At 70.9% G+C, this 19,592-nt stretch carries 18 protein-coding genes; 9 read left to right on the top strand and 9 right to left on the bottom strand.

Annotation, left to right across the window (positions count from 1 at the left end):
* Positions 1–98: 98 nt before the first annotated feature.
* Both sufB and OG299_RS29265 read right to left on the bottom strand, forming a co-directional pair.
* Positions 99–1,514 (bottom strand): Fe-S cluster assembly protein SufB, encoded by a 1,416-nt coding sequence (sufB, locus tag OG299_RS29270; protein ID WP_266630401.1) that lies wholly within the window; start codon positions 1,512–1,514, stop codon positions 99–101.
* Positions 1,511–2,272, bottom strand: a complete 762-nt coding sequence (locus tag OG299_RS29265; protein ID WP_327363089.1) for a helix-turn-helix transcriptional regulator — start codon at positions 2,270–2,272, stop codon at positions 1,511–1,513. Before OG299_RS29265 ends, sufB begins: the two co-directional genes overlap by 4 nt.
* Positions 2,273–2,482: 210 nt before the next feature.
* Here OG299_RS29265 and OG299_RS29260 point away from each other — a divergent pair, with 210 nt between their 5' ends.
* The 4 genes from OG299_RS29260 (at position 2,483) to OG299_RS29245 (ending at position 6,400) form a co-directional block, all read left to right on the top strand.
* Complete coding sequence (locus OG299_RS29260; RefSeq protein ID WP_266630398.1) at positions 2,483–3,409, top strand: ABC transporter ATP-binding protein; 927 nt, start codon at positions 2,483–2,485, stop codon at positions 3,407–3,409.
* On the top strand, positions 3,406–4,173 hold the full coding sequence (locus OG299_RS29255; protein ID WP_327363088.1) for an ABC transporter permease: 768 nt from the start codon (positions 3,406–3,408) through the stop codon (positions 4,171–4,173). Before OG299_RS29260 ends, OG299_RS29255 begins: the two co-directional genes overlap by 4 nt.
* A gap of 84 nt (positions 4,174–4,257) precedes the next feature.
* Complete coding sequence (locus OG299_RS29250; RefSeq protein WP_327363087.1) at positions 4,258–5,406, top strand: hypothetical protein; 1,149 nt, start codon at positions 4,258–4,260, stop codon at positions 5,404–5,406.
* A gap of 4 nt (positions 5,407–5,410) precedes the next feature.
* A complete protein-coding gene (locus OG299_RS29245; RefSeq protein WP_266630395.1) occupies positions 5,411–6,400 on the top strand; it encodes a COX15/CtaA family protein in 990 nt (329 codons plus the stop codon).
* Between the two features lie 84 nt (positions 6,401–6,484).
* Here the strand turns inward: OG299_RS29245 and OG299_RS29240 are convergent, their stop codons facing one another.
* The 3 genes from OG299_RS29240 to OG299_RS29230 form a co-directional block, all read right to left on the bottom strand.
* Positions 6,485–7,612 (bottom strand): amidohydrolase family protein, encoded by a 1,128-nt coding sequence (locus tag OG299_RS29240; protein ID WP_327363086.1) that lies wholly within the window; start codon positions 7,610–7,612, stop codon positions 6,485–6,487.
* 140 nt (positions 7,613–7,752) lie between these two features.
* The gene (locus OG299_RS29235; protein ID WP_266630393.1) at positions 7,753–8,097 is read right to left on the bottom strand and encodes a hypothetical protein; all 345 of its coding nucleotides are present in this window, start codon (positions 8,095–8,097) and stop codon (positions 7,753–7,755) included.
* A 24-nt stretch (positions 8,098–8,121) separates the two neighbouring features.
* Positions 8,122–9,069, bottom strand: a complete 948-nt coding sequence (locus OG299_RS29230) for a heme o synthase (RefSeq protein WP_266630392.1) — start codon at positions 9,067–9,069, stop codon at positions 8,122–8,124.
* Positions 9,070–9,325: 256 nt separating this feature from the next.
* Between OG299_RS29230 and tkt the strand changes: the two genes are divergently transcribed.
* The 5 genes from tkt (at position 9,326) to pgl (ending at position 16,027) form a co-directional block, all read left to right on the top strand.
* Complete coding sequence (gene tkt, locus OG299_RS29225; RefSeq protein WP_266630391.1) at positions 9,326–11,413, top strand: transketolase; 2,088 nt, start codon at positions 9,326–9,328, stop codon at positions 11,411–11,413.
* Positions 11,414–11,447: 34 nt separating this feature from the next.
* On the top strand, positions 11,448–12,566 hold the full coding sequence (gene tal / locus OG299_RS29220; protein ID WP_266630390.1) for a transaldolase: 1,119 nt from the start codon (positions 11,448–11,450) through the stop codon (positions 12,564–12,566).
* 5 nt (positions 12,567–12,571) lie between these two features.
* Positions 12,572–14,098: a glucose-6-phosphate dehydrogenase gene (gene zwf / locus OG299_RS29215; protein WP_389867231.1), complete on the top strand. Its 1,527-nt coding sequence runs from the start codon at positions 12,572–12,574 to the stop codon at positions 14,096–14,098.
* Positions 14,095–15,165: a glucose-6-phosphate dehydrogenase assembly protein OpcA gene (gene opcA, locus OG299_RS29210; RefSeq protein ID WP_327363085.1), complete on the top strand. Its 1,071-nt coding sequence runs from the start codon at positions 14,095–14,097 to the stop codon at positions 15,163–15,165. Before zwf ends, opcA begins: the two co-directional genes overlap by 4 nt.
* 79 nt (positions 15,166–15,244) lie before the next feature.
* A complete protein-coding gene (gene pgl / locus OG299_RS29205; RefSeq protein ID WP_266633640.1) occupies positions 15,245–16,027 on the top strand; it encodes a 6-phosphogluconolactonase in 783 nt (260 codons plus the stop codon).
* Positions 16,028–16,105: 78 nt separating this feature from the next.
* Here the strand turns inward: pgl and pgi are convergent, their stop codons facing one another.
* From pgi to tpiA, 4 genes are all read right to left on the bottom strand, one after another.
* Entirely contained in the window at positions 16,106–17,761 is a 1,656-nt protein-coding gene (gene pgi, locus OG299_RS29200; RefSeq protein ID WP_266630386.1) for a glucose-6-phosphate isomerase, read from the bottom strand.
* Between the two features lie 153 nt (positions 17,762–17,914).
* Entirely contained in the window at positions 17,915–18,250 is a 336-nt protein-coding gene (locus OG299_RS29195; protein ID WP_010352468.1) for an RNA polymerase-binding protein RbpA, read from the bottom strand.
* A gap of 187 nt (positions 18,251–18,437) precedes the next feature.
* Complete coding sequence (gene secG, locus OG299_RS29190) at positions 18,438–18,659, bottom strand: preprotein translocase subunit SecG (RefSeq protein WP_266633638.1); 222 nt, start codon at positions 18,657–18,659, stop codon at positions 18,438–18,440.
* Positions 18,660–18,810: 151 nt separating this feature from the next.
* Entirely contained in the window at positions 18,811–19,587 is a 777-nt protein-coding gene (tpiA, locus tag OG299_RS29185) for a triose-phosphate isomerase (protein WP_030292218.1), read from the bottom strand.
* Positions 19,588–19,592: the final 5 nt, after the last annotated feature.

Genomic DNA, 19,592 nt, shown 5'->3' with positions numbered 1-19,592 from the left:
CGTCTTGCTCACTCTCTGAAAAGAACACGGTCTACGTCGTTGCGATCCTCGGCCCGCCAGGGGCGCGGACCGTGGAGCTGGTGGGGGGCGGTCGGGGATTAACCGACCGAACCCTCCATCTGCAGCTCGATCAGCCGGTTGAGCTCCAGCGCGTACTCCATGGGCAGCTCGCGCGCGATGGGCTCGACGAAGCCGCGCACGATCATGGCCATGGCCTCGAACTCCGTCAGACCGCGGCTCATCAGGTAGAAGAGCTGGTCGTCGGAGACCTTGGAGACCGTGGCCTCGTGGCCCATGGAGACGTCGTCCTCACGGACGTCCACGTACGGGTACGTGTCCGAGCGGGAGATCGTGTCGACCAGGAGCGCGTCGCAGAGCACGTTCGACTTGGAGCCGTGGGCGCCCTCGCCGATCTCGACCAGGCCGCGGTACGAGGTGCGGCCGCCGCCTCGCGCCACCGACTTGGAGACGATGTTCGAGGAGGTGTTCGGCGCCATGTGGACCATCTTGGAGCCGGCGTCCTGGTGCTGGCCCTCGCCCGCGAAGGCGATGGACAGGGTCTCGCCCTTGGCGTGCTCGCCCATCAGGTAGACGGCCGGGTACTTCATGGTGACCTTGGAACCGATGTTGCCGTCGATCCACTCCATGGTCGCGCCCTCGTACGCCACGGCACGCTTGGTGACCAGGTTGTAGACGTTGTTCGACCAGTTCTGGATGGTCGTGTAGCGGCAGCGGCCGCCCTTCTTCACGATGATCTCGACCACGGCGCTGTGCAGCGAGTCCGAGGAGTAGATCGGGGCGGTGCAGCCCTCGACGTAGTGGACGTAGGCGTCCTCGTCGACGATGATCAGCGTCCGCTCGAACTGGCCCATGTTCTCCGTGTTGATACGGAAGTAGGCCTGGAGCGGGATGTCGACCTTGACGCCCTTGGGCACGTAGATGAACGAGCCGCCCGACCACACGGCGGTGTTCAGCGACGCGAACTTGTTGTCGCCGACCGGGATGACCGTGCCGAAGTACTCCTGGAAGAGCTCCGGGTGCTCCTTGAGCGCGGTGTCCGTGTCGAGGAAGATGACGCCCTGCTCCTCCAGGTCCTCACGGATCTGGTGGTAGACGACCTCGGACTCGTACTGGGCCGCGACACCGGCGACGAGGCGCTGCTTCTCCGCCTCCGGGATGCCGAGCTTGTCGTACGTGTTCTTGATGTCCTCCGGCAGGTCCTCCCACGAAGCGGCCTGCTTCTCGGTCGAACGCACGAAGTACTTGATGTTGTTGAAGTCGATGCCGGAGAGGTCGGAGCCCCAGGTCGGCATGGGCTTCTTGCCGAAGAGCTTGAGGCCCTTGAGGCGGAGCTTCAGCATCCACTCCGGCTCGTTCTTCTTGGCCGAGATGTCGCGCACGACGTCCTCGGACAGACCCCGCTTGGCAGCGGCGCCGGCCGCGTCGGAGTCGGCCCAGCCATATTCGTAGGTGCCCAGGCCATCGAGCTCAGGGTGAGCAGTCTCCGTGGTCATGCGGGGTTCCTCCCGGCCGTACTTGCAGATGCTGATGTGTCGGTCTGTGCGGTGCCCGCGCCTCGTGGGATGAACGTGGTGCACACCCCGTCGCCGTGGGCGATCGTGGCGAGGCGCTGCACATGCGTCCCGAGCAGGCGGGAGAAGACCTCGGTCTCCGCCTCGCAGAGCTGCGGGAACTGCTCGGCGACATGCGCGACCGGGCAGTGGTGCTGGCAGAGCTGTTCACCGCTGTGCGGACCGGGAGCGCTCTTCGCCGTAGCAGCGTACCCGTCGGCGGTCAACGCCTTGGCAAGGGCCTCGGTGCGCTCCGAGGGGGCGGCGGCGGCCAGGCTCTCCCGGTAGGTCTCGGCCTGTGCGTCCATCCGCGCCCTGGCGAAGGCGGCGACGGCCGCCTCCCCCTGCTCGCCTCCGCCGGCGGCCTGCGCGATCCAGCGCATGGCGTCCGCGGCGAGCGAGTCGTAGGACTGGTCGAACGCGTCGCGGCCGCAGTCGGTCAGCGCGAAGACCTTGGCGGGCCGGCCCCGGGTGCGCGTGCCGTAGACGCGCTGCTCACGGGGCTCGACCACGTCGTCGGCGACGAGCGTGTCGAGGTGGCGGCGGACGGCGGCCTGCGTGAGGCCGAGACGCGCGGCGAGGTCGGCGACGGTGGACGGACCGTGGTCCAGGATGGAACGCGCGACCCGGTTGCGGGTTGGCCGCTCCCCGGTAGCGAGTTCCCCCTGGGGGGTCTCGATGATCCGTTCGCCGTATTTCACAACGCCATTGTTGCGTAATTAGTCGAGCCCCGACAAGCCGTGACCGACGCCACTCCTGGTGGCCTCCATCACTAAGGGTTACCTAATCTATCCACGGAGAGTGAGGCTGCACCCCCTGCCACCTGCACGGAACCGGCCTGCGGCCGCCCCGCCCCAGGCGGCCTCCCCCACCGCCCGGGCCCCCTTCTCTCTCTCCGTAGACTCACCCGCATGAGCAACGACCCCGCCGTGGAGATCCGCGGACTGGTGAAGCGGTACGGACCCAAAACCGCGGTGGACGGCCTGGACCTCACCGTCCGCAAGGCCTCGGTCACCGCCGTCCTCGGTCCCAACGGCGCGGGCAAGACGACCACCGTGGAGACCTGCGAGGGCTACCGCCGCCCCGACGCCGGCACCGTCCGCGTCCTCGGCCTCGACCCGGTCGCCCAGGCCGAGGCACTGCGCCCGCGGATCGGCGTGATGCTCCAGTCCGGCGGGGTCTACTCCGGCGCCCGCGCCGTCGAGATGCTGCGCCACATGGCCAAGCTGTACGCCGCCCCGCTCGACGTGGACACCCTGGTGGAGCGGCTCGGGCTGGGCGGCTGCGGCCGCACCCCCTACCGCCGCCTCTCCGGCGGCCAGCAGCAGCGCCTGGCCCTCGCCATGGCCGTGGTGGGCCGGCCCGAGCTGGTCTTCCTGGACGAGCCGACCGCGGGCCTGGACCCGCAGGCCCGCCGCGCGACCTGGGACCTCGTACGGGAACTGCGCACCGACGGGGTCTCCGTCGTCCTCACCACCCACCACATGGACGAGGCCGAGCAGCTCGCGGACGAGGTCGCCATCGTCGACGCGGGCCGGGTCGTCGCCCACGGCAGCCCCGAGCAGCTGTGCCGCGGCGGCGCCGAGAACACCCTGCGCTTCACCGGCCGGCCCGCCCTCGACCTCGGCTCGCTGCTGAAGGCGCTGCCCGACGGCACCGAGGCCGCCGAGCTCAGCGCGGGCGTCTACCGGGTCACCGGCGCCGTGGACCCGCAGCTGCTGGCCACCGTCGCCTCCTGGTGCGCGCAGAACGGGGTGATGCCGAACAGCCTCTCGGTGGAGCGGCACACCCTCGAAGACGTCTTCCTGGAACTGACCGGTAAGGAGCTGCGCGCATGAGCGCCGGTACGTTCGCCCCCAACCCGGGGGCCGCGCCCGTGTCCCGCATGATCCTGGCGCAGACCGCGCTGGAGACGCGGATGCTGCTGCGCAACGGGGAGCAGCTGCTGCTGACCGTGATCATCCCGGCGCTGCTGCTGGTGCTGTTCTCCGCCGTCGACATCGTGGATACGGGAGCCCAGAAGTCCGTGGACTTCCTCGCGCCCGGCATCCTGGCGCTGGCCGTGATGTCCACCGCCTTCACCGGACAGGCCATCGCCACCGGCTTCGACCGCCGCTACGGGGTGCTCAAGCGGCTCGGCGCCTCGCCACTGCCGCGGTGGGCGCTGATGGCCGCCAAGACCCTGTCCGTGCTGGTCACCGAGGTGCTGCAGATCGCGCTGCTGACGGTGATCGCCCTCGCGCTGGGCTGGTCCCCGCACGGCAACCCGCTCGCGGTCGCCGCACTGGTCCTACTGGGCACCGCCGCCTTCTCCGGGCTCGGGCTGCTGATGGCGGGCACGCTGAAGGCCGAGGCCACGCTGGCCGCCGCCAACCTGGTGTTCCTGCTGCTGCTGGTCGGCGGCGGGGTGATCGTGCCGATGGAGAAGTTCCCCGAAGCCGTGCAGTCCGTACTCGGCCTGCTGCCGATCTCGGCACTGTCCGACGGGCTGCGCGAGGTGCTCCGGCACGGGGCCGCGCTGCCCTGGGGGGACGCGGCCGTGCTCGCCGCGTGGGCCGTTCTGGGGCTCGGCGCCGCCGCGAAGCTGTTCCGCTGGGAGTGATTCGCGGCCCCCGTACGTTGGCCTGGCAGGAGGATGGGCGCCGCCCCGCGGGGGCGGTCCACACCAGGACGCCGGGGGGCGGGCATGGCGCAGCGGGAAGACGTTCTACGGCTGGACGCCCAATGGGCACGGATCCGGTCGGGGGCCGCACGGGCGGCGCCCGCCGAGGCCGAGGCGCTGCTGACGGAGCTGATCGGCGCGCTGCGCGAACCGGCGCGGACCGATCCGGAGTGCGCGGCTCGGCTCGGCCTTCGCCTCGGTGACCTGGCGGCCCGCCGGTTCGCCGGCGGCGACCGGGCCGGGGCCCTGGCGGCCGTCGAGGAGGGGCTGCGGTCCGCGCAGCAGGCGGCCGGGCACGCCCCGGAGTACGCCCGCTGGTACGCCCGGGGCCTGATCAACCAGGGGGTCTGGCTGTCCTGGCCGCTGAGCGACGGGGAGCGGCTGCCCCGCCATCCGCTCGGCCCGGCGGCCGAGACCGGCCCGAGCGCCATGGAGCGGGCGGCGGGCGAGCGCGCCCGGGACCTGACCCGGGCGGCGGTCGAGGTCTGGGCGGGCCTGGACCAGCACGATCCGGTCAACCGGCGCGGCCTCGCGCAGGCCAAGGTGTTCCTCGGGGACCGCCTCGCCGAGCTGGGCTCCGCCGAGGAGGCGGTGGCGTGGGCGGTGGACGCGGAGGGCGGTTTCCGCCAACTGCTGCTCGCGGAGCCCGCTTCGGAGGAGGCCCAGGAGGCGGAGGAGGCCCTCGACCACATCGGCCGCCAGCTGGAACTGCGCCTGCGGTTCCTGTCCTTCGACTCCCTGGTGAACCTGCGCGCGCGGGGCCTGCTGCCCGAACCCCTGCTGCCCCGTGCCGTGGTGGCGGCCAGGATCCACGGGGTGGCCGAAACCGAGATCGCGGCCCGGCTGCACCTCGGCGCCGAACAGGTGCGCACGATGCTGGAGGTCACGCCCTGGCGGGCGGTGTGGCGCTTCGAGGTGCGCGGTCCTGACGGGCTATGGAACGTACAGGAACATCCCTGGCACAGCGGGGCAGAAGCAAGAAATAGGACAGCCAATGACGTAGGCACCGAATTGGTGCACGGGTTCACGGCTTCCGCGGACTACCCCGGCGACGGCGCCCATTGGCGCGTACGCGTCTGGTGGCACGAGGAAGGCGACCCCGCCGGGGCCCGGTTCCGGCTGGTCGTGGGGCCCGATGCGGCCACGGGCAGGCCGGCGGGGACCCCCTCGTGAAAGTTTGCACAAGGCCCCGCGTACGATAAGGGCCGTGTTGACCCCTCTCGCTTACATCGCACGCCGCTGGACTCCGTCGCCCCGGATCGTCCGGCAGGCCGCGCTTGCCGCGCTCGTCATGAGCGTGCTCATCGTCGTCACCGGCGGTGCGGTGCGGCTGACCGGATCCGGTCTCGGCTGCGACACCTGGCCCAAGTGCACCGACGACAGCCTGATCGTGACCCAGGCGCAGGGCTTCCACGGGGCCATCGAGTTCGGCAACCGCATGCTGACGTACGTGCTCAGCGCGGCCGTCGGCTGGTGCATCATCGCGGCCCGCTCGGCCAAGCCGTGGCGCCGTTCGCTGACGAAGCTCGGCTGGCTCCAGTTCTTCATCGTGATGGGCAACGCGGTCCTCGGCGGCATCACCGTCCTGACGGGGCTCAACCCGTACAGCGTGGCTGGGCACTTCCTCCTCGCCACCTCGCTGATCACGGTCACGACGGTCACCTGGCAGCGCACCCGCGAGGGTGACACCGCTCCGAAGCCGCGCGTCCCCGGTCCGGTGCGCAAGCTCTCGTGGGCCCTGGTCGCGGCCACCCTGGTGCTGATCGCGGCGGGCACGGTGGTCACCGGTTCCGGTCCGCACGCGGGCGACCGCAGCGAGATCAAGCGGATGCCGTTCGACTGGGCGGCCACCGCCCACGTCCACGCGATCTCCGCCTGGGTGGTGTGCGCGCTCGCCGTCGCCATGTGGCTGGTGCTGCGCGTGGTCGACGCGCCGGCCGACACCCGGGCGCGCGCCCGCGACCTGCTGATCGTGCTGCTCGCCCAGGGCGGCATCGGCTACGTCCAGTACTTCACCCACGTGCCCGAGGCCCTGGTCGCCGCCCACATGCTCGGCTCCTGCCTGGTGTGGATCGCCGTGGTCCGCATGGCGCTGAGCCTGCGGGAGCGGCCCGCGGCGCAGGCGGAGATCCCGGCGCAGGGCGACCCGCTGCTCTCCTCCGTCTGACCCGCGGGGCCGCCCGGGCGCCGGCCCGGGCGGGCTCCCGGGCTCCCGGGCTCCCGGCGGCCTCCCGGTCTCACGGCTCCCGCGTCACCCGCGCTCGTCCAGCCGGTACACGCGCCGGGCATTGCCCGCCGCGATCATGGCCGCCACGCGTTCGGCGTCCCGCCAGGACCAGGCGCCCTCGCCGACCCAGCCGCCCAGCACCCGGCCCAGCGCCTCCCGGAACACCAGGGCGCCCACCGCATGCAGTTCGGGCAGCCGGCGCCCGCCGCTGGAGAACAGCAGCTTGCCGAAGGGGGCGACCTCCAGCACCTCGGCCAGCACCCCCGCCGCCCGCGGTCCGCTCTGCCCGAGCGCCGCGCCGAGATCGGCGTGGACGTGCGGGAAGGCCGCCGCCAGCTGGGCGGCGTGCCGGTGGTACGGGTATCCGCCGAGCAGCACCAGCCGGGTCCCCAGGCCCGCGGTGGCCCGTACGAACTCCGTCAGCAGCGCCGGATCGGCCTGCTCCGGGCGCTGCCCCGGCTCCCCCGCTCCCGCCCCGGTGTGCAGCTGGAGCGGCAGCCCGGTCGCCACCGCGCTCCACAGCAGGTGCCGCAGGAGTACGGGGTCCCGGACGGCCCCGCCCTTGGGGCGCCGGGCCAGCCACCGCCCGGCCGCCCCGTGCACCTCGCCCGGACCGGGCGGCTCGGGGGCGCGGCCGAGGACGGCGGGATACCCCGCGTCCGCACCGCAGGTGAAGGCCACGGCGGCCGCGGCGGCGTGGTGGACGGCCTCGGCGAGGTTGGCGAGGAAGGCGGGGACCGTGCCGGAGGTGTCGGCGACCTGCTCGGCCAGCAGCTCCAGCCGTACGACCTCGAAGGCGTCGGCGTCCCCCGCGAGCGCCAGTTCCTTGGGGCCGGTGAGGTCTCCCGGCTCTCCGGTGTCGACCAGGTAGGCGGCGACGCCCGAGCCGCGCAGCAGCCTGCGCCCGGACTCGACCACGCCGAGCTCGCGCCGCCGGGCCAGGTAGCGGGCGGGGGCGCAGTGCGGCTCCAGCCCGAGCAGCGGCGGGCACCAGCGGCGCACCGCGAAACCGGTCTGGGTGTCGAAGAAGGTGGTCCCGGCGGCGGGCGGGCCGGCCGAGCGGATCAGCTGGGCCTCGAAGGTGCCGAGGCCCAGCTCCGTACGGAGCACTCCGTGGCAGTACTGGTCCACCAGGGGCGGCGTTTCGATCATCCGGGCATCCCGTTGCGGACGTGAGGAAGGGGCTTCCACACGTCCTAACGGGTGAGCGGGGTGTGAGGTGTTGCTCGCGCTGTTGACCGAGCGGCCACCGAAGGGGCGAACCCCCCGCCGGAGCACGGCGCCGTCAGGCGTCAGGCCGCCGGGTTCGCCGCCCCGCCGAGCTGGATGCCGGCCATCCGCGACCACTCGTACGGGCCGGTCTTCACACGCGCGGCGAACTCGCCGTCGAACTCCTCGTGGAGGGTCAGGCCGGCCTTCTCGGCGGCCAGCTGCGCCACCGCGTAGGTCGGGGCCACCAGGTCGCCCCAGCCGCCGTCCGTGCCGACGAGGACGATCCGGGTACCGGCCTGGCCGATGTGCGCGATCTGGCCCTCGGCGCCGCCGTGCTCCTTGGCGAACGCGCCGATCTGCTTGGCCAGCTTCGCGGCCTTCCGGTCCTGCTTCTTGTCTGCGGTGTCCGCGGTGGTGTCTGCCATGGACAGCATGCTACCGGCGGGTAATCATCGGAGGAAGGGATCCACGGCCACGGCGACGAAGAGCAGCGACACGTACGTGATGGACCAGTGGAACAGGCGCATCTCCTTGAGCTTCGCGCCCGTCAGGCCGGCCTTGGCCCGTGCGTGCAGCGCGTGCGCCTCCCACAGCCACCAGCCGCCCGCCGCCAGTGCGACCGCGGTGTAGAACCAGCCGGTGTACCCCAGCGGGGTCAGCAGCAGCGAGACCGCCACCATCACCCAGCTGTAGAGGACGATCTGGCGCGCCACGACCTGGTTGCCCGCCACGACCGGCAGCATCGGCACGCCGACGCGCGCGTAGTCGTCCTTCACCTTCATGGACAGCGGCCAGTAGTGCGGCGGCGTCCAGAAGAAGATGACGAGGAAGAGGATGACGGCGGCCCAGGAGACCTCGTTCTTGACGGCGGACCAGCCGATGAGCACCGGCATGCAGCCCGCGATGCCGCCCCAGACGATGTTCTGCGCGGTGCGCCGCTTCAGCAGCATCGTGTAGACGACGACGTAGAAGAGGAGCGCGCCGAGCGCGAGCGCCGCCGACAGCCAGTTGACGAGCAGCCCGAAGAACAGGGTGGAGACCACGCCGAGGGTGATGCCGAAGGCCAGGCACTCGCGCGGGCTGACCATGCCGGTCACCAGCGGCCGCTGCGAGGTCCGGTCCATCAGCGCGTCGATGTCGCGGTCGATGTACATGTTCAGCGCGTTGGCGCCGCCCGCGGACAAGTACCCGCCGAAGCAGGTCGCGAGGACCAGCCACAGTGACGGCACGCCCTGCTCAGCAAGGAACATCACCGGCACTGTGGTGATCAGCAGAAGTTCGATGATCCGCGGCTTGGTCAAAGCCACGAAAGCCATGACGCGGGCCCCGAACGGCCGGTGACCGGGGCTCGTCCCGAGCACCCCCGCTGGACGGGATTCGACGGCCGTCACGCACACCCCTGACAGAGAAAACCAGGCAAGCTCCGGACATAAAGGTCCGCTGAAGGCTCGCACGTACCACGCCACTCTAGACGTTGCACTTACGTCGCCCTGCGCGGGGGTCGACTCGTGTTGGTCCGATCGGCCCGCCGACGTTGTGACGGACTGCGGGCACTCGAATAGCTGCACGCCGTCACGGGGGTAGGCTCGGAATCGCGCCGGTGCACCGTTCGTCACCGGGTAACAGACATGTGGAGAGGAGCCCTGACCAACGGTGAGCACCAAGCCGACGACCACAGAGCTCGACTGGACCGATCTCGACCAGCGGGCCGTCGACACCGCCCGCATCCTGGCCGCCGACGCGGTCCAGAAGGTCGGTAACGGCCACCCCGGTACGGCGATGAGCCTGGCCCCCGCCGCGTACACCCTCTTCCAGAAGGTGATGCGGCACGACCCGGCCGATCCCGAGTGGGTCGGCCGCGACCGTTTCGTGCTTTCCGCAGGGCACTCGTCCCTCACTCTGTACACCCAGCTCTACCTGGGCGGCTTCGGCCTGGAGCTGGCCGACCTCGAGGCCTTCCGCACCTGGGGTTCCAAGACCCCCGGCCACCCGGAGTACGGCCACACGGCCGGCGTCGAGACCACCACCGGCCCGCTGGGCCAGGGCATCGCCAACGCGGTGGGCATGGCCATGGCCGCCCGCTACGAGCGCGGCCTGTTCGACCCGGAGGCCGCCCGGGGCGCCTCCCCGTTCGACCACATGGTCTACGCGATCGCGGGCGACGGCTGCCTCCAGGAGGGCATCTCCCACGAGGCGTCCGCCCTGGCCGGCCACCAGAAGCTCGGCAACCTGGTGCTGCTGTGGGACGACAACCACATCTCCATCGAGGGCGACACGGAGACGGCCGTCTCCGAGGACACCCTGGCGCGCTACGAGGCGTACGGCTGGCACGTCCAGCGCGTCGCGCAGCAGCCGAACGGCGACCTGGACCCGAAGGCGCTCTTCGAGGCCCTGGCCGCGGCCAAGGCCGAGACCGGCCGCCCCTCCTTCATCGCGATGCGCTCGATCATCGCCTGGCCGGCCCCGCACGCCCAGGGCACCGAGGCCTCGCACGGTTCGGCCCTCGGCGACGACGAGGTGGCCGCCACCAAGCGCGTCCTCGGCTTCGACCCGGAGAAGTCCTTCGACGTCTCCGCCGAGGTCCTCGCGCACACCCGCAAGGCGCTGGACCGCGGCCGCGAGGCCAAGGCCGCCTGGGAGAAGGACTTCTCCGCCTGGCGCACCGCCAACGCCGAGCGCGCCGCCGAGTTCGACCGCATCAACGCCAACGAGCTGCCCGCGGGCTGGGAGGACAAGCTCCCCGTCTTCGAGACCGGCAAGGGCATCGCCACCCGCGCGGCCTCCGGCAAGGTGCTCGAGGCGCTCGGCGCGGTCATCCCGGAGCTGTGGGGCGGCTCGGCCGACCTGGCCGGCTCCAACAACACCACGATCGACAAGCACTCGTCCTTCCTCCCGAAGGGCAACCCGCTGCCGGAGGCCGACCCGTACGGCCGCACCGTCCATTTCGGCATCCGCGAGCACGCCATGGCCGCGACCATGAACGGCATCGCGCTGCACGGCCACACCCGTATCTACGGCGGCACCTTCCTGGTGTTCTCCGACTACATGCGCAACGCCGTGCGCCTGTCCGCGCTGATGCACGTGCCGGTGACGTACGTGTGGACGCACGACTCCATCGGCCTGGGCGAGGACGGCCCGACCCACCAGCCGGTCGAGCACCTCGCCTCGCTGCGCGCCATCCCGGGCCTGAACGTGGTCCGCCCGGCCGACGCGAACGAGACCGTCATCGCCTGGCGCGAGATCCTGCGCCGCCACACCAAGGTGTTCGGCAAGGGCGCCCCGCACGGTCTGGCGCTGACCCGTCAGGGCGTGCCGACGTACGAGCGCAACGAGGACGCCGCCAAGGGCGGGTACGTGCTCTTCGAGGCGGACGGCGGACAGGCGCAGGTCGTCCTCATCGGCACCGGCTCCGAGGTCCACCTCGCCGTCGCCGCGCGCGAGGCGCTGCAGGCCGAGGGCATCGCGGCCCGCGTGGTCTCGATGCCGTCCGTCGAGTGGTTCGAGGAGCAGGACCAGGCCTACAAGGACAGCGTCCTGCCGCCGTCCGTCACGGCGCGCGTCGCGGTCGAGGCCGGTATCGGTCTGACCTGGCACCGCTACGTCGGCGACGCCGGCCGGATCGTCTCGCTGGAGCACTTCGGTGCCTCCGCCGACGCCAAGGTGCTGTTCCGCGAGTTCGGCTTCACCCCCGAGGCCGTGGCCGCCGCCGCCAAGGACTCCATCGCCGCCGCCGCGCGCTGACGCCCGTACAACACCAGTAGGAGATGCAATTCCCATGACAGACGCACTCAAGCGCCTCTCCGACGAGGGCGTGGCGATCTGGCTGGACGACCTGTCCCGCAAGCGCATCACGTCCGGCAACCTGGCCGAGCTCATCGACCAGTCGCACGTGGTCGGTGTCACCACCAACCCGTCGATCTTCCAGAAGGCGATCAGCAGCGGCGACGGCTACGGGCAGCAGCTCGCCGACCTCGCCGCCCGCAAGGTCACCGTCGACGAGGCCATCCGCATGATCACGACGGCGGACGTCCGCGACGCCGCCGACATCCTGCGCCCGGTCTACGACAGCACCGACGGCCAGGACGGCCGGGTCTCCATCGAGGTCGACCCGCGCCTGGCGCACAACACCACGGCGACGATCGCCGAGGCCAAGCAGCTCGCCTGGCTGGTGGACCGCCCGAACACGCTGATCAAGATCCCGGCGACCAAGGCCGGCCTGCCGGCGATCACCGAGGTCATCGGCAAGGGCATCAGCGTCAACGTCACGCTGATCTTCTCGCTGGCGCGCTACCGCGAGGTCATGGACGCGTACCTGGCGGGTCTGGAGAAGGCCAAGGCCGCGGGCCTGGACCTCTCCCTGATCCACTCGGTCGCCTCCTTCTTCGTGTCCCGCGTGGACAGCGAGATCGACAAGCGTCTGGACGCCGTCGGCTCCGACGAGGCGAAGGCCCTGAAGGGCAAGGCGGCCCTCGCCAACGCCCGTCTGGCCTACGAGGCCTACGAGGAGGTCTTCTCCTCCGACCGGTGGAACGCGCTGGAGCGCGTCGGCGCCAACAAGCAGCGTCCGCTGTGGGCCTCGACGGGTGTCAAGGACCCGGCGTACAAGGACACCCTGTACGTGGACGACCTGGTCGCCCCGAACACGGTGAACACCATGCCGGAGGCCACGCTGGAGGCCACCGCCGACCACGGTCAGATCACGGGTGACACCGTGCGCGCCACGTACGACCAGTCCCGCGCCGAGCTCGACGCGGTCGCGAAGCTGGGCATCTCGTACGACGATGTGGTGCAGCTGCTCGAGGACGAGGGCGTCGAGAAGTTCGAGGCGTCCTGGAACGACCTGCTGAAGTCCACCGAGGCGGAACTCGAGCGCCTCGCCCCCACGGAGGCCTGAACACTTTGACTGTGAACGGAGCGAACCCGCTTCGTGACGCACAGGACCGGCGGCTCCCGCGCATCGCGGGGCCGTCCGGCCTGGTCATTTTCGGCGTTACGGGTGACCTGTCGCGCAAGAAGCTGATGCCGGCCATCTACGACCTGGCGAACCGGGGGCTGCTGCCGCCGGGCTTCTCGCTGATCGGTTTCGCCCGGCGTGAATGGGAGCACGAGGACTTCGCCCAGGAGGTGTACGAGGCCGTCAAGGAGCACTCGCGCACCCCCTTCCGGGAGGAGGTCTGGCAGCAGCTGGTGCAGGGCTGCCGGTTCGTGCAGGGCGATTTCGACGACGACGCGGCGTTCGAGACGCTGAAGTCGACCATCGACGAGCTCGACAAGGCGCAGGGTACGGGCGGCAACTTCGCCTTCTACCTGTCCGTGCCGCCGAAGTTCTTCCCGAAGGTCGTCCAGCAGCTCAAGAACCACGGGCTGGCGCAGAAGGAGGGCTCCTGGCGGCGTGCCGTCATCGAGAAGCCCTTCGGGCACGACCTCAAGAGCGCCGAGGAGCTCAACAAGGTCGTCCACGAGGTCTTCCCGCGGGACGAGGTCTTCCGGATCGACCACTACCTGGGCAAGGAGACCGTCCAGAACATCCTGGCGCTCCGCTTCGCCAACACGATGTTCGAGCCGATCTGGAACCGGTCGTACGTCGACCACGTGCAGATCACCATGGCCGAGGACATCGGCATCGGCGGCCGGGCCGGGTACTACGACGGCATCGGCGCGGCCCGCGACGTCATCCAGAACCACCTGCTCCAGCTGCTCGCGCTGACCGCGATGGAGGAGCCCGGCTCCTTCCACCCGAAGGCGCTGGTGGCGGAGAAGCTCAAGGTCCTCACGGCCGTCGAGCTCCCCGAGGACCTGGGCAAGCACACCGTGCGCGGCCAGTACTCGGGGGCGTGGCAGGGTGGCGAGAAGGTCGTCGGGTACCTCGAAGAGGACGGCATCGACCCCAAGTCGAAGACCGACACCTACGCGGCCATCCGCCTGGAGATCAACAACCGCCGCTGGGCGGGCGTCCCGTTCTACCTGCGGACCGGCAAGCGCCTGGGCCGCCGGGTGACCGAGATCGCGGTCGTCTTCAAGCGGGCCCCGTACCTGCCGTTCGAATCGGGCGCGACCGAGGAGCTGGGGCAGAACGCCCTGGTCATCCGGGTCCAGCCGGACGAGGGCGTGACGGTGCGCTTCGGCTCCAAGGTTCCGGGCACCTCCATGGAGGTCCGGGACGTCACGATGGACTTCGCGTACGGCGAGTCCTTCACGGAGTCGAGCCCCGAGGCCTACGAGCGGCTGATCCTCGATGTCCTGCTGGGTGACGCGAACCTCTTCCCGCGCCACCAGGAGGTCGAGCTGTCCTGGAACATCCTCGACCCGATCGAGGAGTACTGGGACAAGCACGGCAAGCCCGCGCAGTACCCGGCGGGGACCTGGGGGCCGGTCGAGGCGGACGAGATGCTCGCACGAGACGGACGGAGCTGGCGCCGGCCATGAAGATCGACCTCACGGAGACCACCTCCAGCAAGATCAACACCGCTTTGGTGCAGGCGCGCCGGGACATCGGCACGCCGGCCATCGGCATGGTCCTCACGCTGGTGATCGTGACCGACGAAGAGAACGCGTACGACGCGCTCAAGTCGGCGAACGACGCGTCCCACGAACACCCTTCGCGGATCGTCGTCGTCATCAAGCGGGTCAGCCGCTCGCCGCGCAGCCGCCGCGACGCCCGTCTCGACGCGGAAGTCCGCGTCGGGGCGGACTCGGGCACCGGCGAGACGGTGGTGCTCCGCCTTCACGGTGAACTGGTCCACCACGCCCAGTCGGTGGTTCTCCCGCTCCTGCTGCCGGACGCGCCCGTCGTGGTCTGGTGGCCGGACGGTGCCCCGTCGGACCTGGCGGGCGACCCGCTGGGTGCGCTCGGGCAGCGCCGGATCACGGACACGTACGCCTGCGAGAACCCGTTGCAGGGGCTCGGGGAGCGGGCCGCGGCCTATGCCCCGGGTGACACGGACCTGTCCTGGACCCGGGTCACGCCGTGGCGGTCGATGCTGGCCGCCGCGCTGGACCAGCAGGCCCTGAAGGTCACCTCGGCGGCCGTCGAGGGCGAGGACGAGAACCCGAGCTGCGAGCTGCTGGCCATGTGGCTGGCGGACCGCCTCCAGGTGCCCGTCAAGCGGACCCGCTCGGAGGGCCCCGGCCTGACCTCGGTCCGGCTGGAGACCAAGGACGGCGACATCGTCCTGGACCGGGCCGACGGCTCGCTGGCCACGCTGTGCATGCCGGGGCAGCCCGACCGTGCGGTGGCGCTCAAGCGCCGTGACACGGCCGAGCTGCTGGCGGAGGAGCTGCGCCGGCTCGACCCGGACAACACGTACGAGGCCTCGCTGAAGTTCGGCGTGGCCAAGCTGGCCGTCGAGGCCCCGGCATCGGCTCCGACGCCGGCGCCGGCGCCGGCCAAGGCCAAGGCCGCGGCCTCGGACTCCCCCGAGACCGTGACCGGCCCGAAGGCCGAAGCCGCGAAGCCCGCGGCCAAGCCCGCGAAGAAGGCCTCGGCCAAGTAGCCGTACCCGCTGCGCGGGGCTCTCCCCGCCCCGCGCAGCGGAACCCACCGCACAACCGACAAGGCGGCAGCACATGGGTATGACGACTCCCCAGGTCGTCGTCCACCGGGACAAGGAGCTGATGGCCCAGGCCGCAGCGGCCCGGCTCATCACGAAGATCGTCGACGCCCAGGCGGCCCGCGGCAGCGCCTCCGTCGTCCTCACCGGCGGCCGCAACGGCAACGGCCTGCTCGCCGCGCTGGCGGCCGCCCCGGCCCGCGACGCCGTCGACTGGGCCCGGCTGGACCTGTGGTGGGGCGACGAGCGGTACGTCCCCGCCGACGACCCCGAGCGCAACCACGTACAGGCCCGTGCGGCCCTCCTGGACGCCGTCCCGGTGGACCCGGCACGCGTGCACGTCATGCCGGCCTCGGACGGCCCGTACGGGGACGACGTCGATGCGGCGGCGGACGCGTACGCGGAGGAGCTGCGGCGGGCCGCGGGCCCGGAGGACCACGGTCCGGTGCCGCGTTTCGACGTGCTGATGCTGGGCGTGGGCCCGGACACGCACGTGGCCTCGCTGTTCCCGGAGCACCCGGCGGCGCGCGAGACCGAGCGCACGGTGGTCGGCGTCCACGGCGCGCCGAAGCCTCCGCCGACGCGGGTCTCGCTGACCCTCCCGGCGATCCGGGCGGCCCGGGAGGTCTGGCTGCTGGCGGCCGGCGAGGACAAGGCGGGCGCGGTGGCGATCGCGCTCGGCGGCGCCGGGGAGATCCAGGCCCCGGCGGCGGCCGCGTACGGGCGCTCCCGCACGCTGTGGCTCCTGGACCGCGCGGCGGCCGCGAAGCTCCCGTCGTCGATGTACCCCCCGGCCTCGGCCTGACCCGTACACCGATTCGACCGAAGGGCCCGCCCCCCTGACGGGGAGCGGGCCCTTCGTACGTCGCGATGCCCAGGCGGATCAGCCGCGGCCGCGCAGCCCGCGGTACACGGCCACGAGGGCCTTCGTCGAGGCGTCCAGCCCCGGTACGTCCGCGCCCTCGCTCAGCGCAGGCTCGACCCGCTTCGCCAGGACCTTGCCGAGCTCCACGCCCCACTGGTCGAAGGAGTCGATGTTCCACACCGCGCCCTGGACGAACACCTTGTGCTCGTACAGCGCGATCAGCTGGCCCAGCACCGCCGGGGTGAGGTCCTGCGCCAGGATCGTCGTGGTCGGGTGGTTTCCCTTGAAGGTCTTGTGCGGGACCAGGGGCTCCGGTACGCCCTCCGCGCGGACCTCGTCCGCGGTCTTGCCGAAGGCCAGCGCCTGCGTCTGCGCGAAGAAGTTCGCCATCAGCAGGTCGTGCTGGGCCGCGAGCTCGGGCGGCAGTTCGCCGACCGGCCGGGCGAAGCCGATGAAGTCCGCCGGGATCACCTTCGTGCCCTGGTGGATCAACTGGTAGTACGCGTGCTGCCCGTTGGTGCCGGGCGTGCCCCAGACGACCGGGCCGGTCTGCCAGTCCACCGGCTTGCCGTCCCGGTCCACGGACTTGCCGTTGGACTCCATGTCCAGCTGCTGCAGGTACGCCGTGAAGCGGGAGAGGTAGTGGCTGTACGGCAGGACCGCGTGCGACTGGGCGTCGAAGAACGCGCCGTACCAGATGCCCAACAGGCCCATCAGGAGCGGTGCGTTCTGCTCCGGGGGCGCCGTGCGGAAGTGCTCGTCCACGGTCCGGAAGCCGCCGAGCATCTCCCGGAAGGAGTCCGGCCCGATCGCGATCATCAGCGAGAGCCCGATCGCGGAGTCGAAGGAGTAGCGCCCGCCGACCCAGTCCCAGAACCCGAACATGTTGGCCGGATCGATGCCGAAGGCCGTGACCTTCTCGGCGTTGGTCGACAGCGCCACGAAGTGCCGTGCCACGGCCGCGGTGTCACCGCCCAGACCCGCCAGCAGCCACTCCCGCGCCGACTCGGCGTTGGTGATGGTCTCGATGGTCGTGAAGGTCTTGGAGGCGATGACGAACAGCGTCTGCGCCGGGTCCAGGTCCCGTACGGCCTCGTGCAGGTCGGCGCCGTCCACGTTGGACACGAACCGTACGGTCAGGGCGCGGTCGGTGAACGCGCGCAGTGCCTCGTACGCCATCGCCGGGCCCAGGTCGGAGCCGCCGATGCCGATGTTGACCACGTTCTTGATGCGCTTGCCGGTGAAGCCGGTCCACGCCCCCGACCGGACCTGGTCGGCGAAGGCCGCCATCTTGTCGAGGACGGCGTGCACCGCGGGGACGACGTTCTCGCCGTCCACCTCGACGACCGCGTCCTTCGGCGCGCGCAGGGCGGTGTGCAGGACCGCCCGGTCCTCGGTCGTGTTGATCTTCTCGCCGCGGAACATCGCCTCGCGCAGCTCGGCCACGCCCGTCGCCGCCGCGAGCTCCCGCAGCAACTCCAGCGTCTCGTCGGTCACCAGGTGCTTCGAATAGTCGATGTGCAGGTCCCCGACCCGCAGCGTGTAGCCCGTGCCGCGGTTCGGATCCGCCGCGAACAGCTCTCGCAGATGCGTCTGCCCCAGCTCTTCGCGGTGCTTGCCGAGTGCCAGCCACTCGGCAGTCCGGTTGAGACTCGTACGCCTGTCTGCGTTCATCTCGGACATCAACCCGTTTCTTCCGTCCTGTCGTGCCCCGCCGATCACCAACCTAAGGGATCGGAAGGGACGCACCGTACGCAAAGGGGCCCGGCCCGCGGGAGAACAACTCCTGCGGGCCGGGCCCGATGTCACACCGTCACTCTTGGGTTTTCAGATCTCGCCGCGGAGCTTGGCGAGCGCTTCGGCGAGGATCGCCTCGCCGTCGGCGTCCGACCGCCGCTCCCGTACGTACGCCAGGTGCGTCTTGTAGGGCTCGGTACGCGGCGGCGCCGGCGGGTTGTCCCGGTCCTGGCCGGCCGGGAACCCGCAGCGCGGGCAGTCCCAGGTGTCCGGCACCTGCGCGTCGCTGGCGAAGCTCGGCTGCGTCTCGTGCCCGTTCGAGCACCAGAAGGAGATGCGCAGGCGGGGCGCGGATTCGCCGCGCTCGGCCTCACCCATCGGCCCCGCTCCGACCCGACTACCACGGATCGCGTTGCCACTTGCCACGGTCGTAACTCCCTGCGTGATGGTGCCGCGAAGCGTGAGTGGATTCCGCTGCGGGCGCCCCAGTCTACGTAAGGCCCAACGCACGTCCATCACATGGAGTTACTCACTCCAGGCCGCGGACGCCGTCCTCATGATAGGCGGGGCGGAGCCGACCGGACCGGCAGAATGGCCAGAACCGTCGGCTTCCCTACTTCAGCAGAATGCCGAGCGCCATGATGCAGGCGAACCAGAGCAGACCCACCACGACGGTGATGCGGTCAAGGTTGCGCTCCGCGACCGAGGAGCCGCCGACCGACGACTGCATGCCGCCGCCGAACATGTCGGAAAGGCCGCCGCCCTTGCCCTTGTGCATCAGCACGAGGAGCATCAGCAGGCCGCTGAAGACGATCAGGGCGATCGAGAACCCCATAATCACGGCTGATTCCTACTTTCTGGCTTTTCTGGCTTTCCGGCTCTGCTGGATGTGCGCGGGGGCCAGTGGCTGGTGGTTCAGCCTCCTGGCCCCCGCAAGGGTACGACGGATCCGCCCTACCGCCTACTCGCTGCGACGATCACGCAGCTCACTGGTCGCGGAACCGGACGATCTTCACGAACTCGTCCGCGTCCAGCGCAGCGCCGCCGATCAGGGCGCCGTCGACGTCGGGCTGGGCCATGATCGCCGCGATGTTGCCGGACTTCACCGAGCCGCCGTACTGGATGCGGACCTTGTCGGCCAGCTCCTGGGAGTACAGCTCGGCGAGGCGGCCGCGGATCGCCCCGCAGACCTCCTGCGCGTCGTCGGGGGTGGCGACCTCGCCGGTCCCGATCGCCCAGACGGGCTCGTACGCGATCACGATGGACTCGACCTGGTCGGCCGGGACGTCCTTGAGTCCGCCGTCGACCTGGGCCAGCGTGTACGGGACCTGCTGTCCGGCCTTGCGGATGTCCAGGCCTTCGCCGACGCACAGGATCGGGGTGAGCCCGTGCTGGTAGGCGGCCTTGACCTTGGCGTTGCAGAGCTCGTCGCTCTCGCCGTGGTACTGGCGGCGCTCGCTGTGGCCGACGGCCACGTACGTGCACTTCAGCTTCGCGAGCATCGAGCCGGAGATCTCGCCGGTGTAGGCGCCGGAGTCGTGCGCCGAGATGTCCTGGGCGCCGTACTTGATCTTCAGCTTGTCGCCGTCGACCAGGGTCTGGACCGAGCGCAGGTCGACGAAGGGCGGCAGGACCGCGACCTCGACGGCGTCGTAGTCCTTGTCGGCGAGCGCGAAGGCGAGCTTCTGGACGTGCGCGATGGCCTCGAGGTGGTTGAGGTTCATCTTCCAGTTGCCCGCCATGAGCGGGGTACGCGTGGTCATTGAGG

Origin of the sequence: Streptomyces sp. NBC_01296, assembly GCF_035984415.1 — a bacterium.
Classification (GTDB): Bacteria; Actinomycetota; Actinomycetes; order Streptomycetales; family Streptomycetaceae; genus Streptomyces.
Note: the sequence above shows the minus strand (reverse complement) of the source record. Positions and strands in the feature narration are given on the sequence as shown.